This window comes from Pseudomonas sp. NIBRBAC000502773 (assembly GCF_006517195.1).
GTDB lineage: Bacteria > Pseudomonadota > Gammaproteobacteria > Pseudomonadales > Pseudomonadaceae > Aquipseudomonas > Aquipseudomonas marginalis.
Genome location: NZ_CP041189.1, coordinates 1,074,724 through 1,089,000, shown reverse-complemented (window position 1 = coordinate 1,089,000; position 14,277 = coordinate 1,074,724). Strand labels below are relative to the sequence as shown.

Annotated in this window: 10 protein-coding genes; 4 read left to right on the top strand and 6 right to left on the bottom strand. The window is 63.3% G+C overall.

Annotated elements, in window-relative coordinates; genetic code table 11:
- Positions 1-5: 5 nt before the first annotated feature.
- On the bottom strand, positions 6-830 hold the full coding sequence (locus tag NIBR502773_RS04850) for a 5'-nucleotidase, lipoprotein e(P4) family (protein ID WP_141155519.1): 825 nt from the start codon (positions 828-830) through the stop codon (positions 6-8).
- 105 nt (positions 831-935) lie between these two features.
- Here NIBR502773_RS04850 and NIBR502773_RS04845 point away from each other — a divergent pair, with 105 nt between their 5' ends.
- From NIBR502773_RS04845 to NIBR502773_RS04830, 4 genes are all read left to right on the top strand, one after another.
- Entirely contained in the window at positions 936-1,661 is a 726-nt protein-coding gene (locus NIBR502773_RS04845; RefSeq protein WP_081744477.1) for a response regulator transcription factor, read from the top strand.
- Entirely contained in the window at positions 1,661-3,004 is a 1,344-nt protein-coding gene (locus tag NIBR502773_RS04840; RefSeq protein WP_141155518.1) for a sensor histidine kinase, read from the top strand. The genes NIBR502773_RS04845 and NIBR502773_RS04840 overlap by 1 nt, the downstream gene beginning before the upstream one ends.
- 97 nt (positions 3,005-3,101) lie before the next feature.
- Positions 3,102-5,327, top strand: coding sequence for a TonB-dependent siderophore receptor (locus NIBR502773_RS04835; protein WP_065940263.1), 2,226 nt, complete (start codon positions 3,102-3,104; stop codon positions 5,325-5,327).
- The gene (locus NIBR502773_RS04830; protein ID WP_065940262.1) at positions 5,327-6,190 is read left to right on the top strand and encodes an alpha/beta hydrolase; all 864 of its coding nucleotides are present in this window, start codon (positions 5,327-5,329) and stop codon (positions 6,188-6,190) included. Before NIBR502773_RS04835 ends, NIBR502773_RS04830 begins: the two co-directional genes overlap by 1 nt.
- 6 nt (positions 6,191-6,196) lie before the next feature.
- Here the strand turns inward: NIBR502773_RS04830 and NIBR502773_RS04825 are convergent, their stop codons facing one another.
- The 5 genes from NIBR502773_RS04825 to NIBR502773_RS04805 all read right to left on the bottom strand — a co-directional run bounded on the left by NIBR502773_RS04825 (position 6,197) and on the right by NIBR502773_RS04805 (position 14,260).
- Complete coding sequence (locus NIBR502773_RS04825; RefSeq protein ID WP_141155517.1) at positions 6,197-8,710, bottom strand: fimbria/pilus outer membrane usher protein; 2,514 nt, start codon at positions 8,708-8,710, stop codon at positions 6,197-6,199.
- An 85-nt stretch (positions 8,711-8,795) separates the two neighbouring features.
- On the bottom strand, positions 8,796-9,536 hold the full coding sequence (locus tag NIBR502773_RS04820) for a molecular chaperone (protein ID WP_141155516.1): 741 nt from the start codon (positions 9,534-9,536) through the stop codon (positions 8,796-8,798).
- 77 nt (positions 9,537-9,613) lie between these two features.
- Positions 9,614-10,219: a fimbrial protein gene (locus NIBR502773_RS04815; protein ID WP_065940259.1), complete on the bottom strand. Its 606-nt coding sequence runs from the start codon at positions 10,217-10,219 to the stop codon at positions 9,614-9,616.
- Positions 10,220-10,415: 196 nt separating this feature from the next.
- Entirely contained in the window at positions 10,416-11,063 is a 648-nt protein-coding gene (locus tag NIBR502773_RS04810) for a response regulator (protein ID WP_065940258.1), read from the bottom strand.
- A 23-nt stretch (positions 11,064-11,086) separates the two neighbouring features.
- The gene (locus NIBR502773_RS04805; RefSeq protein WP_141155515.1) at positions 11,087-14,260 is read right to left on the bottom strand and encodes a hybrid sensor histidine kinase/response regulator; all 3,174 of its coding nucleotides are present in this window, start codon (positions 14,258-14,260) and stop codon (positions 11,087-11,089) included.
- Positions 14,261-14,277: the final 17 nt, after the last annotated feature.

Genomic DNA, 14,277 nt, shown 5'->3' with positions numbered 1-14,277 from the left:
CGGCGTTACTCCTGCAACTGCAACGCCTGCTGCTTGAGCTGGCGTTTCTGCGCGAACGGCAGCTTTTCATCATCCCCATAGGGCGCGCTGTACCAGTTGCCGTAAGTCGGGTTGGGCAGCAAAAACCAGCGCTGCCCGAGCCAGTTCACATAGGGTTCGACGGCCTTGCGCTGGGCCTCGAGGGTGTTGCGTTCGGCCTGGACGAAATCCCCCAGGGAATCACCGGCCATCAACAGCACGCGAGCCTGGCTGGCGACCCATTGGCGGCGGCAGTTTTTGCCGTAGCCGGCGCTTTCGCAGTGCCCGGTAGGCGTGCTGGCGGCGAGCACCTGTTGATTGCTCTCCACCGGGAAGCCGCGCAGGCGCAGGTTGGCCACCGTGGCCGCGACCTGGCGGTGTTCGCGGTTGGTCAGGTAGTAAACCGTGATGCCTTTTTGCTTCGCCGCTTGCAGGAACGCCACGGCACCGGGAAGGGCCTGGGCCTTGGCCTGGTCGACCCAGGTGTTCCAGCGGTCGTAGCCATACACCTGGTTATGGATGACGTCGCGGGCATTGAGCGGCACGTTGTCCAGCAGGGTTTCGTCAATATCCACCACCACTGCCGGTTGCAGGCCGCTCAGGTTGCGGGGCGGGAAGGGCAACGCGTCCCAGCTGGGATCGGCCAGGGCCACGTCGAGCTGGCGGGTGGCGTTGGCGAACACCTGGCGATAGATCAACTCGTGTTCGATGGAGGTCTGGGTCCAGAGTACGGCGTCGAGCTGGTCGTTGGCCGGCGGCGTTTGTTGGCAGCCTGCCAGCAGGCACAGGCTGGCGAAGATCAGGGGTCGCATGCAGAGGTCTCGCAGGGAAAGGGCGCGTGGGCCGCACCTTAGCCTAATCCCGCGTGGATTCACCACATTGCGAAATGTTTCGCCGGATGCGAAACTGACGTAATTGTGAATACTTATCATCTAGCGCCAACCTTATCGCCGGCCCCGCGCATCCTGATCATCGAGGATGACGTGGAGCTGTGCACGCACCTGAGCAACCATTTGAGCCGTCGCGGCTTTGCCTTGAACAGCACCCATTGCGGCGACCAGGGTTTGGACCTGGCGCTGCATTCGCCGGTGGAGCTGATCCTGCTGGACATCATGCTGCCCAATGAAAGCGGCCTTAACATCCTTGCACGCCTGCGGCATGCGCGCGGCACCCCGGTGATCCTGATGTCGGCGCTGGGCGCCGAGCAGGATCGCATCACCGGCTTCAGCCAGGGCGCCGATGACTACTTGCCCAAGCCGTTCAGCCTGGCGGAACTCGATGTGCGCATCGATGCCTTGCTGCGTCGCGTGGCGATTGATTGCGGGGTCGCGAAACCGCTCGCCCGGCATTCCACATCGGGACTGGACAGCGACGCACGCGATTTCACCTGTAACGGCCGCGCCGCCGGGCTGACGGCTTCGGAATTCCGTCTGTTGTGCACGCTGCACGCACACCGGGGCGAGACGCTGAGCAAGGCTTTCCTCTACCAACAGGTGCTGCATCGCCCCTACACCCGCCTGGACCGTGGCCTCGATGTGCATGTGTGCAACCTGCGCCGCAAGCTGGCGGCCATCGATGTGCAGGGTATTCGCATCGACGCGGTGCGCCATCAGGGCTACGTGCTGCTGTGCGACAGCGCCTGATGCCGCGCCGTCATCCGCTGCTGTGGAAAATGGCGGCGCTGCAAGTGTGCTTCTGCCTGCTGCTGGTGTGGCTGGTCTGGAGCTGGGGTTTGCAGGTGGAGCGCAACACCTACTTTCTGGAACAGCCGGATCGCATCGCGCTGGCTGCGTATGCCGCCGAGGCGGAACAGCTGGCGGCCAGTGGCGATGCCCAGGCGCTGGAGCGCTGGCGACTGGCGTTGCAGCAGCGCGAGCACACCTGGGTCGCGGTGCTGGATGACTACTTGCACAGTCTGGGCACCACGCCGCTGACGGCCGAACAGGTCGGCCACCTGACTTTCATGCGCAAGCTCAGTTGGCCGATGAGCAAGCGCCTGGACGATGAATTGCCATACGTCAGCATCGCCTTCCCCCAGCACCCCGAGCGCGGGCGGCTGGTGATGCAATTGCCGGAGCGCCTGTTGCCACCGGGCCTGACGCCCTGGACCCATGTGTTGAGCCACGGCGTGGTACCGGTGCTGTTGGCGCTGGGCCTGGGGTTGCTGCTGTATCGCCATTTGGTACAGCCTTTGAACGAACTGCGTGAGCGCGCCAACGCCTTGAGTGCCGGCGACCTCGAGCCCCTGGCCAGCAGCCGCGTGACCCAGCGCCCGGACGAATTGGGCGAGCTGGCACGCGCCTACGAACACATGGCGGGGCGCCTGCGCCAGAGCCTGCACCAGCAACGGCAATTGCTGCGCACCCTGTCCCATGAAATCCGCACACCGTTGGCACGCTTGAAGATCGCCAGTGAAAGCGGCCTGTCGCCGGCTCAGCTGGAGCAGCGCCTGGGACGGGAAGTGGAGGAGATGCGCCGGCTGGTGGACGACTCCCTCAACCTGGCCTGGCTCGACACCGAAAAACCGCGCCTGGAAGCTGAAACGGTGGTGGTGGCCTCGGTGTGGGAAGCGCTGGTGCAGGACGCGCATTTCGAAACCGGCTGGCCCCTGGATGCGCTGGTCTGCGAGCTGGACAGCGCCTGCCAGGTGCACGTGCACCTCAACAGCTTTGCCCAGGCCCTGGAAAATATCCTGCGCAATGCCATCCGCCACTCGCCGCAACACGCCGTGGTGCGCTTGAGCGGCGAGCGTGACGGCGACAGCTGGTGGCTGGTGATCGAAGACCAGGGGCCGGGCGTGGCCGGAGGCGATCTTGAGCGCATCTTCGAAGCCTACCTGCGCCTGGATGGCACGGTGGGCAGCGGTTTCGGCCTGGGCCTGAGCATCGCCCGGCGCGCCATCGAACTGCAGCACGGCCGGCTGTGGGCCAGCCAGGGCACTCAAGGTCTGCGCATGAACCTGCGCCTGCCCGCGGCGAATGTTTAGAAAGTTAATGTTCTTTACTCGCAATTGCATCTGATTATCATCGGCGATCTTTGATGGCCCACCGCTATCGGTCGGGCTGACGTTTGGAGATCCGCGCATGTTCCGCTTGTCCCTGCTTGCCGTGAGTATTTGCAGCCTGTTGCCCGCCAGCAGTTTCGCGGTTGAAACCGAAGCCCCCGCGCAGATGGAGCTGCCGACCCAGACGGTACTGGGCACCGCACAGGAAGAGATCAAGCAGATGCCCGGCGTGTCGATCATCACCGCCGAAGACATCAAGAAACGCCCCCCGGCCAATGACCTCTCGGAGATCATCCGCACCATGCCTGGCGTCAACCTCACCGGTAACTCCAGCAGCGGCCAGCGCGGCAACAACCGCCAGATCGACATCCGCGGCATGGGCCCGGAAAACACCCTGATCCTGGTGGACGGCAAGCCGGTCAGCAGCCGTAACTCGGTGCGTTACGGCTGGCGTGGCGAGCGCGACAGCCGTGGTGACAGCAACTGGGTGCCGGCTGACCAGATCGAGCGCATCGAAGTCATCCGTGGTCCGGCGGCGGCGCGTTACGGCAACGGCGCGGCAGGCGGCGTGGTGAATATCATCACCCGGCAACCGGGCAGCGAAACCCACGGCTCGGCGACGATCTACCACAACTTCGCCCAGCACACGGCCGAGGGTGAGACCGAGCGCATGAACTTCGGCCTCAACGGCCCGCTGACCGACACCCTCAGCTACCGCGTGTACGGCAACATCGCCAAGACCAATGCCGACGATGCCGATATCAACAGCGGCCATGAGTCCGTGCGCACCGGTAACCAGGTCGGCACCTTGCCGGCGGGGCGCGAAGGTGTACGCAACAAGGACGTCAACGGGCTGCTGAGCTGGCAGTTCACCCCCGAGCAGACGCTCGACCTGGAAGCGGGGTTCAGCCGCCAGGGCAATATCTATACCGGCGATACCCAGAACACCAACAGCAATGCGAATGTGAAGAGCATGCTGGGCCATGAGACCAACATCCTCTACCGTGAAACCTATTCGGCCACCCACCGTGGCGAGTGGGATTTCGGCAGCAGCCTGGCCTACCTGCAATACGAAAAGACCCGCAACAGCCGCATCAACGAAGGCCTGGCGGGCGGCACCGAAGGCATCTTCGCCAACACCGATTTCTACACCACTGTGCTGCGCGACCTGACCGCCCACGGCGAGGTCAACCTGCCGCTGCACGCCGGTTTCGAACAGGTGCTGACCCTGGGCACCGAGTGGGTCGAGTCGCGGCTCGACGACCCGAGCGCCAACACCCAGACCACCACTGCCGGCGGCAGTGTCGCAGGGCTGACCAGCACCAACCGCAGCAGTACCTCGTCGTCACGCATCTTCTCGGTGTTCGCCGAAGACAATATCGAGCTGCGCCCCGGTACGCGCCTGACGCCGGGCCTGCGCCTGGACCACCACGACATTGTCGGCGACAACTGGAGCCCCTCGCTGAACCTGTCCCAGGTGCTCACCGACACGCTGACCTTGAAGGCCGGCATTGCCCGTTCGTACAAGGCGCCGAACCTCTACCAGCTCAACCCCAACTACCTGCTGTACAGCAATGGCCAGGGTTGCTATGGCTCGACCAAGAGCTGCTACCTGCAAGGCAATGCCGATCTCGAGGCCGAAACCAGCGTCAACAAGGAGCTGGGGATCGAGTACCGCAATACTGCCGGGGTGGTCGCCGGCCTGACGTATTTTCGCAACGACTACAAGAACAAGATCGAGTCCGGCCTGACGCCGGTGGGCACCGCTTCGGGCGGTTCGGGCACCACGGCCAACGCCAATATCTTCCAATGGGAAAACGTCCCCAAGGCACTGGTTGAAGGGCTCGAAGGCAACCTCACGTTGCCGTTGGCCGAGTCGCTGACCTGGACCAACAACTTCACCTACATGCTGCAATCGAAAAACAAACAGACCGGCGATGTGCTCTCGGTCACGCCCAAGTACACCCTCAACTCCATGCTCGATTGGCAAGCCACCGAGGCTCTGTCCCTGCAGGCCAGCGTGGCCTGGTACGGCAAGCAGACCCCAAAAAAGTACGATTACCACGGCAACCGTGTTACCGGCACCGGCAACAATCAACTGTCGCCCTATGCCATTGCCGGTGTGAGCGGCACCTACGCCATCAGCCAGCATCTGAGCGTTACCGCTGGCGTCGATAACGTTTTCGACAAACGCCTGTGGCGCGAGGGCAACGCCCAGGGGGTGAACAACATCGAAGGCGCGGGGGCGGCGACCTATAACCAGTCCGGCCGCACCCTGTACACCAGTCTGACGGCGTCGTTCTGATGGGGCGCGCGATCTTCCTTGCCTTGCTTGTCGCCCAGGGCGCCCATGCCAGGCCGGCACCGGACCAGTTGATGGACGCGCCGGTATTGCGCGAAGCCAGCGCCTACCGTTTCAGCACCCTGGAACTGGACTCCGCCGATGGTGCGCGGCACTACCGCATCTGGCTGGGGCAACCGCCCAAGGTCAGTGCCGCCAACCCTGTGGCGTACCTGTTGGATGGCAACGCGGCGATGGCGGCATTGGATACCGAGCTGTTGAATCGCCTGTCCCACCACCCCACGCCACCGGTGCTGGTGGCGGTGGGGTACGCCACGCCACTGCGTATCGAACGCAATGCCCGCACCTTCGATTACACACCGCAGGTGGGCGAAGGCATGCAACGCGACCCACTGACGAATGTGCCCAGCGGTGGGGCCGATCAGTTCCTCGACCTGCTCACCCGGCAGATCCGGCCCTTGATCAACCAGCGCCTCGCCGTGCAGCCTGCGCGCCAAGTGCTGTGGGGGCATTCCTATGGTGGGCTGCTGGTGCTGCACACCCTGCTGACACGCCCGCAGGCCTTTGATGAGTATGCCGCCGCCAGCCCCTCGCTGTGGTGGAACAGTGGGGTGATCGAGGCCGAAGGGCTGGGCTTGCAACAACGGCTGCAGGGCCGGCGGCCGAGGCTGTTGCTGATGCGTGGCGACGCAGAACCCGCCGGTCCGACGAGGTCGGCCACGCCGCAGGATGATGCCGCGGCCAAGCGATTGCTGGTCAGGCTGCAAAGTGTCGAGGGGCTGACTACCCGCTACCAGACCTTTCCCGGCCTTGGCCATGGCCCGATGTTACCCGCGTCGTTGCGCTATACCCTCGAACACCTGTAGGCGTCATCAATCGGGTTGGCACACCAACGGCTGTCGCTCGTAGTTCAACGCCTTGTTCTGTGGCGCCAGCACATAGCTCGCACGGCAACGCTGTTCGCCCCACTTGATGGTCAGGGTGCCCCGGTCCTGCTCAACCAGCGCCAGGGCATTGCCGTTCGGGTCGGCAATTGCCAGTTGCTTGCCGTTGGCATCTTCCAATGAGGCACCAAACGACAGCGGCTTTCGTTGCGCATCAAACAACTCGAACAACACTCGCCGTCCGGTGGTGCCACTGTAATGCGCGACGACCACGGCCCCCCGGCGCGGTACCAGTTGCTGGGTGGCGTTGGTGATCTCCACGTTGCCCCCCAGGTCGCGGGTGTCGAGGCTGATCCAGTTCACCCGATAAGGTTGCGCCGTCGGGATCACCGCATAGCCGTTGGATCCGGTTTCCACACCGCTGTAACTGCTGATCTTCGCCCCGGAGATGCCCGGCACTTGAGCCAGCGCGAAGGTCTCGCTGACCGTTTGCCCCAGGTTGATACCGCCGGCATGGGCCACCACCGAACCTGCGAGGTTGACGTTCTGCGAGGTGTAGCCCTGGCCCTGGCTGTAGCCGAGGCTGACGTCGGCCACGGCGGTACGGCTGTTGATATTCACCGAGCCGGAATCGCCGCTGGTATCGCTGTGGCCCGCCTGCACCGAATAGAACGTGTCGCTGGTGTCGGCGACATAGCCGTTGATCCCCGCCTGGGTGGTGGTGTCGCCGTGTTGCCGGCTGGTGGTGACAAAGGCGCGTGGCGCGCGCGCCTGGCTGCCCAGCGGGAATGAGACGGACAGGTTCAACTGCGTGTCGCTGCTGGGTTCGCCCCAGGTGACAATCTGCTTGGTGCGCGTCACGCCCAGGTTGTAGCTCAGGTCGCCCCAGTGGCTGGTGTAGCCGGCGGAAAAACTCTGCGAGCCGCCGCGATTCCAGTAGCGCTGGTCGCTGGCATTCACGTACAGGCTGCCGAACGCACTGTTGCGTCCCAGGCTCTGGTTGATGGTCAGGTCGGTGCGGGTTTTTGAATGCCCGGTGCGAACGCGCACGTCTTCGCTGAGGTCCTCCACGTGGTCGGTGAGGGTGCGGTAGCCCTCGGTGGAGTAGCGGTAGGCGGCCAGGGTGAAGTTGGTGTCGGTGCCGGCGAAGGTCTTGGCATATAGCGCACGCACGCTGCTGCCCTGGGTGGTTTGCCCGCGTGCCTTGCTGGACGAGTGGGTGGCGTCCAGGGAGAACGCGCCCAGCGAGGTGTTCTTGCCGGCGCCGACCGACACGGCGTTGTAGTCCTCGCTGGCCTGCAAACCGACGATGCCGCTGAGGTTGCTGGTCAAGCCGTACGCCAGCGTGCCACTGAGAAAACGCGGGGTCGCCAGGCCGTCGGCGTTGCTCTTGAAGGTACCCGCCGAAACGCTGTATTTGACTTGGCCTTCACGCACCATGATCGGCAGGCTGGAGAACGCCTGCATCGTCACGCGGCGGCTGCCGTCAGCTTCGATCACGGTGATTTGCAGGTCGCCGTTGGAGCCGCTGGGGTAGATGTCGTTGATCTCGAACGGCCCTGGCGCGACGTTGGCGGTGTAGAGGATGTAGTCGTTCTGGCGAATTTCCACGGTCGCGTTGGTTTGCGCCACACCCCGGATCACGGGCGCATAGCCGCGTTCGCTGTCGGCGCGCATGCCTTCATCGGAGGCCAGTTTCAGGCCGCGATAGCGCACGCTGTCAAACAGGTCGGTGTCGGAGAAAATTTCACCGGCGCTGAACTGACCCTTGATCGCCGTCACATCATGCTGCAGGTAGGTGCGGTTGCTGGTGTAGGTGTTCGAGCGCCCGGTACCGCCACTCAGGTTCGATTCGTTGCGCAGACGCCAGGAGCCGAGGTTGATGCCGTTGCGCAGGCCGAGGTTATTGGCGATGCGGGTGTCGTAGTCGCCCGCAGTACGACTGCTGTTGAGCTGGTAGTTGATGAAGGCGGCGGGGACGCCTTCGTCCCACAGCTGCGGGTCGACATAGCCGCGCAAGCCACGTTGCATGGCCACTTGCGGAATGCTCGCCAGCAGGCGCAGGCGGCTGCTGTCATAGCGCACGTTGGCCTCTTCGATTATCTCGGCCAGGGAGTAGCAGTCCTGCGGGTGCTGCGGGTCGAGTTTGCCCTCGGCCTGCAAGCGGGCCAGGTCGATGCCCAATTGCTTGAGCAGGTCGAGGTTCAGGCAGGCTTCGACCCGACCGTTGTGGGGGGTGCGCTTGAAGTCGATATCGCGCCGGCCCACCAGCACCTCGTTGCTGTACAGGTCGACGCGGTAATTGCCCGGCAACACGCTGTTCGCGGAGAGCAACTGCTGCAGGTCTACGGTGGACTGTGCACCTTGCAGGAACGTGGTGTTGAAGCGCTCCGCAGGCTCATCGGCCATTGCCCAGGCCGGCAGGCTGGCGGCCATCGCGAGCGACAGTGTCTTCAACGTCAGTGCGCCGTGCGCGGGCCTGTTGCTGGAAAAAAAAGACATGCGAAGACCTGTGACATCCCGGGTTGGCGAACAGGCGGGCACGCAAACACGCACGCGAGGTGAGCCTGTGGATTAGAAAAGGGGCTTAGGGTTTGCGGCGTGATTCCGTGGCGTGCGCGGGGGCGGCAGCACCGACGGCCAGGTGCGCGGTGTACGCGTTCTGGGCACCGTAGTCATTGATGCTGGAAAACGACAACTGCACCGGCCCGCTGGCGGGCGTGGCGCCGAGGGGAAACTGTTTCTCCTCGCCGGGCGCGATCATGGTGGAGTCGCTGGCCAGTTGCGCCTGCACTTTGATGTCGGCCATGGACACGTGGTAGAGCGTCGGGTTTTTCACCCGCAGCAGGGTCTGCGCGCCATGTCTGGCCAGGCGCCACTCGAGCTGCGCTGGGGCCTGCAACGCACTGCCTGCGAGGCCGGCAGGGCGGTAGAAAATCTTGATGCGTTGGCGGATCGCCAGTTGCAGGGTGTTCTCGGCCTCGCTGGCCTTGGGGATCTCCTGCACGTTGAGCCACACCACCGACTCGCGGTCCGTGGGCATGCCGGCGCCCTCATACAGGATGCGCAGCAGTTGCTGTTCCTTGGCGAACACCCGCGCCAATGGCGGGGTGACGGCAAACGGTGCGCGGCTGCCGCTGGCATCGTTCATGTCGACCCAGGATTGCACCAACACGTCCTGGTTACCGTTGCGCACGGTGATATTGGCTTCCCTGTGGTCGCCATCGAATACGATACGGGTGGCATTCAGTGAAATGCTGGCGGCGGCCTGGGTAGCCATAAGCATGCCCAGCAGCACCAGGCTCATGGCGATAGAACGAGGCGGCATGAGGGGTATCCGGTGTCATCAAAAAGGGAATGGCGAGGCCGCATGGCCTCGCGCGTTCGGTGCACGGGGCGCCGGGGTTATTCGTATTGCAGGATGAACGGCAGGGTTGCATCACCGCGACCGGCGGTGGACGCACCGGCGGCACCGGTGGTGACGTAGGCCGCCGCGAAGCTCAGGGTGGCGTCGCCGCCTTCAGTGCCTTGACCGTGCATGGTGCTTTCGATGCGTGCGGTGGCTGGCGAGCTCAGATCGATCAGCGTGCCTTTGCTGTCCAGGAGGGCGATACCGACGTTTTGCGCGGTGGCCGAACCCGGGTTCAGGGCCAGTACGTTCTTGCCGGTCACCAGGCCCGAACCGCCGTTGTTGGCGTCAAAGATCATCGCCACCTTGGTGCCCTGGTTGCAGTTGACGTTCAGGTTGAAGTCTTTGGCGGTAACGCGACCTGCGGTTGGGTTTTCCGCGGTGCCCATGTCCTTGATCGAGACGTTGCCCATGTCGACCGAGATGGTGCGGTCGGAGTTGGCGCCGTCCACCGAGCAGGCGTCGTTGTTGATCACGCCGGTGAAGGTGATTTTGCCGCTGCCGCCCAGGGTAGGAGTAGGCGCTGCCGTATCGTCGGCGAACGCACTGCCGGATGCGGCGATAATGGCCGAGGCGATAACAGCCAGGGAAAACTTCTTCATGATGATGTCCGTTAGTGTTAGTTGGAGAATGTAAGTACTGAATTGCCAGGAAAGAGTAAAAGGCGAGATCGTTAACCAGAATAAGACGATTCTTATAAGTCGAAACTCAGGCGCGCTGCTTACGCGTCAAGAACAGGCGGGGAGTCTGAAAATAAAGGGCGAAGCCATTGTCGACGAATGGCTTGCGAGTGGTTCTTTAGTTGAAAATGTTACGCGCCAGGCAATAAGCGAGCAGGTCTTGGTCGCTGTTAACTTCAAGTTTGCGCATGGCCGATATCTTTTGTGCGCTGATGGTTTTTGAACTTCGGTTCTGGCTGCGTGCAATATCACTGACACTCATGCCGGAGATAAACAAGCGCAGGATCTCGAACTCTTTGGGCGACAAGCTGGTAAAGCGCTCGTCGAAGTCGGTGAGGGTTTCGATCACTGATGTCTTGGGCGGTTCCAGGCTGCGATAGGCGCTCTGTTGGGCAATGGCCTGGAGTGCCAGTTGAATCTCGGTGTGCAACTGGCTTTTCTGGATGATGCCGACCACACCCAGCTCTTGCAGGCGGGTGAGAATCAGGTGGTTGGAAATCATCGTGAGGATCAGGACCTGCACCTGTGGGAAATGCCGTTTCAGGTATTCCACCAACTTCAGGCCATCGCCGTAGGGCGAGTCGCCCGGCATGTTGTAGTCGGTGATCACGATGTCGGCGCCCTGGCACTGCAGCAAATCGATCAGCCCGGCCGAACACACGGCCTCGCCGACCACTCGAAAGCGCGTGTCGCGTTCCACCAGCTCGCGAACGCCCAGCAACACGATCGGGTGATCGTCCGCGATTACCACGTTGAATTTTTTCATAAGGGGCCGTCCGTAGTGCCGGTTCAAGTGAGTGAAGAGTGCCCGGGCTGGAGAGTTTCCAGGACGGCCGACAGTCGCTGCATGACCGCTTTCACCTTGAGCGTAAGGGCAGTGTCGAGGCTGCCACGGTTAAGTGCGCTTTCCAGTTCGATGCAGGCGTGGGCCAGGTCGAGCGCCTGGACGGCACCCAGGGCGCCGGCCAGCGAATGCAGGCGTTGGCCAAGACCGTGGGCGTCGCGCTGGGCCAGGGCGGCGTCGATACCTTGCAAGTCCTGCTCCACGCTGCTGATGAACAGCGGGCGCATCTTCTCCGATAACTGCACGCTGTCATTGAATGACGCGGTGGCTGGCGCAACCGGCGGCTTGACCTTGCACAGCTTGATCAACTGGCCACGCAAGGTTTGCAGGCTCAAGGGCTTGACGATCCAGGCGTTCATGCCCACCGCCAGGCAGCGCACGCCTTCCTCGCGCATCGCATTGGCGGTCACGCCGATGATCGGCAACTGCGGGTCGTGCTCGCGCAGGGCCCTGGCCAGGTCATAGCCATTCATCAACGGCATATTCACGTCGGTCAGCACCAGGTCAAAGGCGTGCGGTTGCCACAAGTGCAGGGCCTGCTCGCCATTGGCGGCCAAGGACACCGAGCAACCGAGTGCTTCCAGCTGTTCCTTGATAATCGCCTGGTTGACCGGGTTGTCCTCGGCCACCAGGATATGCAACCCCAACTGCCCGGCACTTTGCAGGCGCGTCGCAGGCGGTTGCTCATGCTTGCCGTGTTGTGCCAGCGAGACCGTGGCGGCGATGGCACGTACATCGTACATATCCACCCTCCAACCCTGGGCCGTGTGCAGCGGCGGGCTGTGCGCACCTGGCAGGCACAGCACGCGCTGGCCGACCCAGGGCCGCGCGGGGTCGCTGGCGAACAGGTCCACCAGCACCGCGTGGCGGTTGTCCTGTTCCTGGGTGGGCGCCGCCAGCGCCGCCGCAATGCCCAGGCGGTTGAGCCAGTCACTCATTGACTGTGCCAGCTCGCGCACCGGTGCCTGCACATACACCGGCGTCGGGCTGGGCTCGATCAGCGGCAGGTTGGTCAAGGCACCGCCACACAGCGGCAGGCGCATTTTCAATGTGAAGCTGCTGCCCAGGCCCGGCTCGCTGACCACCCTGATCTCGCCGTCCATCATCTGCGCCAGCCACCGGCAGATCGGTAATCCCAGCCCGGCGCCGCCTTCGCTGGCGGTGTCCGGTGCCTGGTAAAACAGATCGAACAGCTTGGCCTGCTGCGCCTCGGGGATGCCCACGCCGGAGTCGGTGACTTGCCATTCCAGGTCAACGTGGTTGGCGTCCTGTGCCGTGACCCGGGCGCGGATCACCACGCGGCCGATGTCGGTGAACTTGATGGCGTTGCTCACCAGGTTATTGAGAATCTGGCGAATCCGCATCGGATCGCCCATGACGCAGTCCGGCAGTTGCGGGTCTATGCAGCTGTAGAGCTGCAAACCCTTGCGCTGGGCGAAGGCGGCGTAGGTGTGCAGGGTGTCTTCGAGCATGTCCAGCGGGCAGAAATCCACGGCTTCTATCGCCATTTGCCCGGATTCGATTTTCGACACATCGAGCACATCGCTGATCAGTTGGAACAGCGTGCCGGATGAGCGCTGGATGGTCTGCAGGTAGGTTTTCTGGTGCGGGTCCAGGTCTGTCAGCCCGAGCAGTTCAAGGGTACCGAGCACGCCATACAGCGGTGTGCGGATTTCATGGCTCATGGTTGCCAGGAACAGGGTCTTGGCCTCGTTGGCCGCATCGGCGGCGCGGCGGGCGTCTTCCAGGGCCTGGGCGTCATCGATATGACGGGTGATGTCGTTGAACGCATACAGGCGCACGTCTTCGGCCTGGTAGCGGGTCGACACGAAGCCGATCTGCAGGTGCCGGCCTTCGATCTCCAGGTGCGTCTCGCCGCTCTCGGCGCCCTCAGGTGTACCGGCCATGGCCGCTACCAGGCGTGCGGTGCCCGGCCATTGCTGGGCGCGCTGGTTTTCGATAAGCACCTTGCCGTCGCTGCGGCGCACCACGCATAGGCCGGTGGGTGCGGTGTCGATGATCACGCGGCTGAACGCCACGCTTTCGGCAATGCGCTCGTGGGCCAGGCGCGCCGGGTTGATTACCTGGCGCCGATACCAGCGGCTGCCGCCCCAGCCGAGGGTGATCAGGCCGCCGAGAAACAACGCCAGGCTGCTCAGCGGCCACAGCGCAGAGTGGAAGAAGTGCGCGTAGTTCAGGCCATAGACCGCGCTCCAGGGCCGGTCACCGGCCTGGGTCATCTTGAATTCGAAGCCATCGGCGTTGAAGTGCACGCCATCGCTGAGCGATGCGTCGATGTCGGGCCCGGCCAGCCGCTGGCCGTCGGGGCCCATCAACGTGAGGCGATCGAATGCCGAGTGATCCAGGGCGCGCTGTACATCGTCGACCCGCGACAGGTCGAGCAAGGTGCCGACTACCGCCTGTTCCTGACCGCCAAGTGGCAGGCCGATATACGCCAGCAAATGTTCGGCGGCGGGACCGGCTTGCCAATACACACGGTTTTGTTCCAGGGGCTGGGGCGTCTGCTCCAGGCGTTGTTGCACTGCGTTGACCAGCGCCACCAGGTTGCCCGTGTCCTCTGTGCTTTCGCGGCGTTGGTAGCCCACGGACGGCACGGTAATGGTGTAGTTCGCCTGACGATTGAACAGGAAGGTTTGTGGTGCCTCGTAGGGCGAGGAGGACCAGAAGGCGCTGTAGTAGCTGGTCAGGTGGGCGCCCAGCGCGAAAATCTGCGGCCGGGCAGCGACATTGACCTGTTGCTCATCGAACTTGGCGCTGAAGGGCACCGAAAACGAATACTTCTGGCCTTCGTACAGCGTGCGGTGGTTGTCGACCATGCGGCTTTTCAGGCTGACCTGCACATGGGTGGCACGCAACAGTTCGGCCTGGATGCCCGGGTGGGTCAGGCTCTTGAGATAGGACTCCTGCTCCTGCAGGTTTTCCATCAGCCGCGCGAAGTGAAAGCGCGTGGCGCCGTAGCGGGTTTCGATCCCGCGTTGCAGTGACCAGTAGTTGGTCAGGACCAGCAGCAACGCGATGCCAATCAGCACCATCAGGCCTTTGTTCAGGCGCAATGAGCTGCGGGTGAAAGCTTCGAGGATCGCGTTGTTGTGCTTCATCAAGGGTTTCCGCGGGC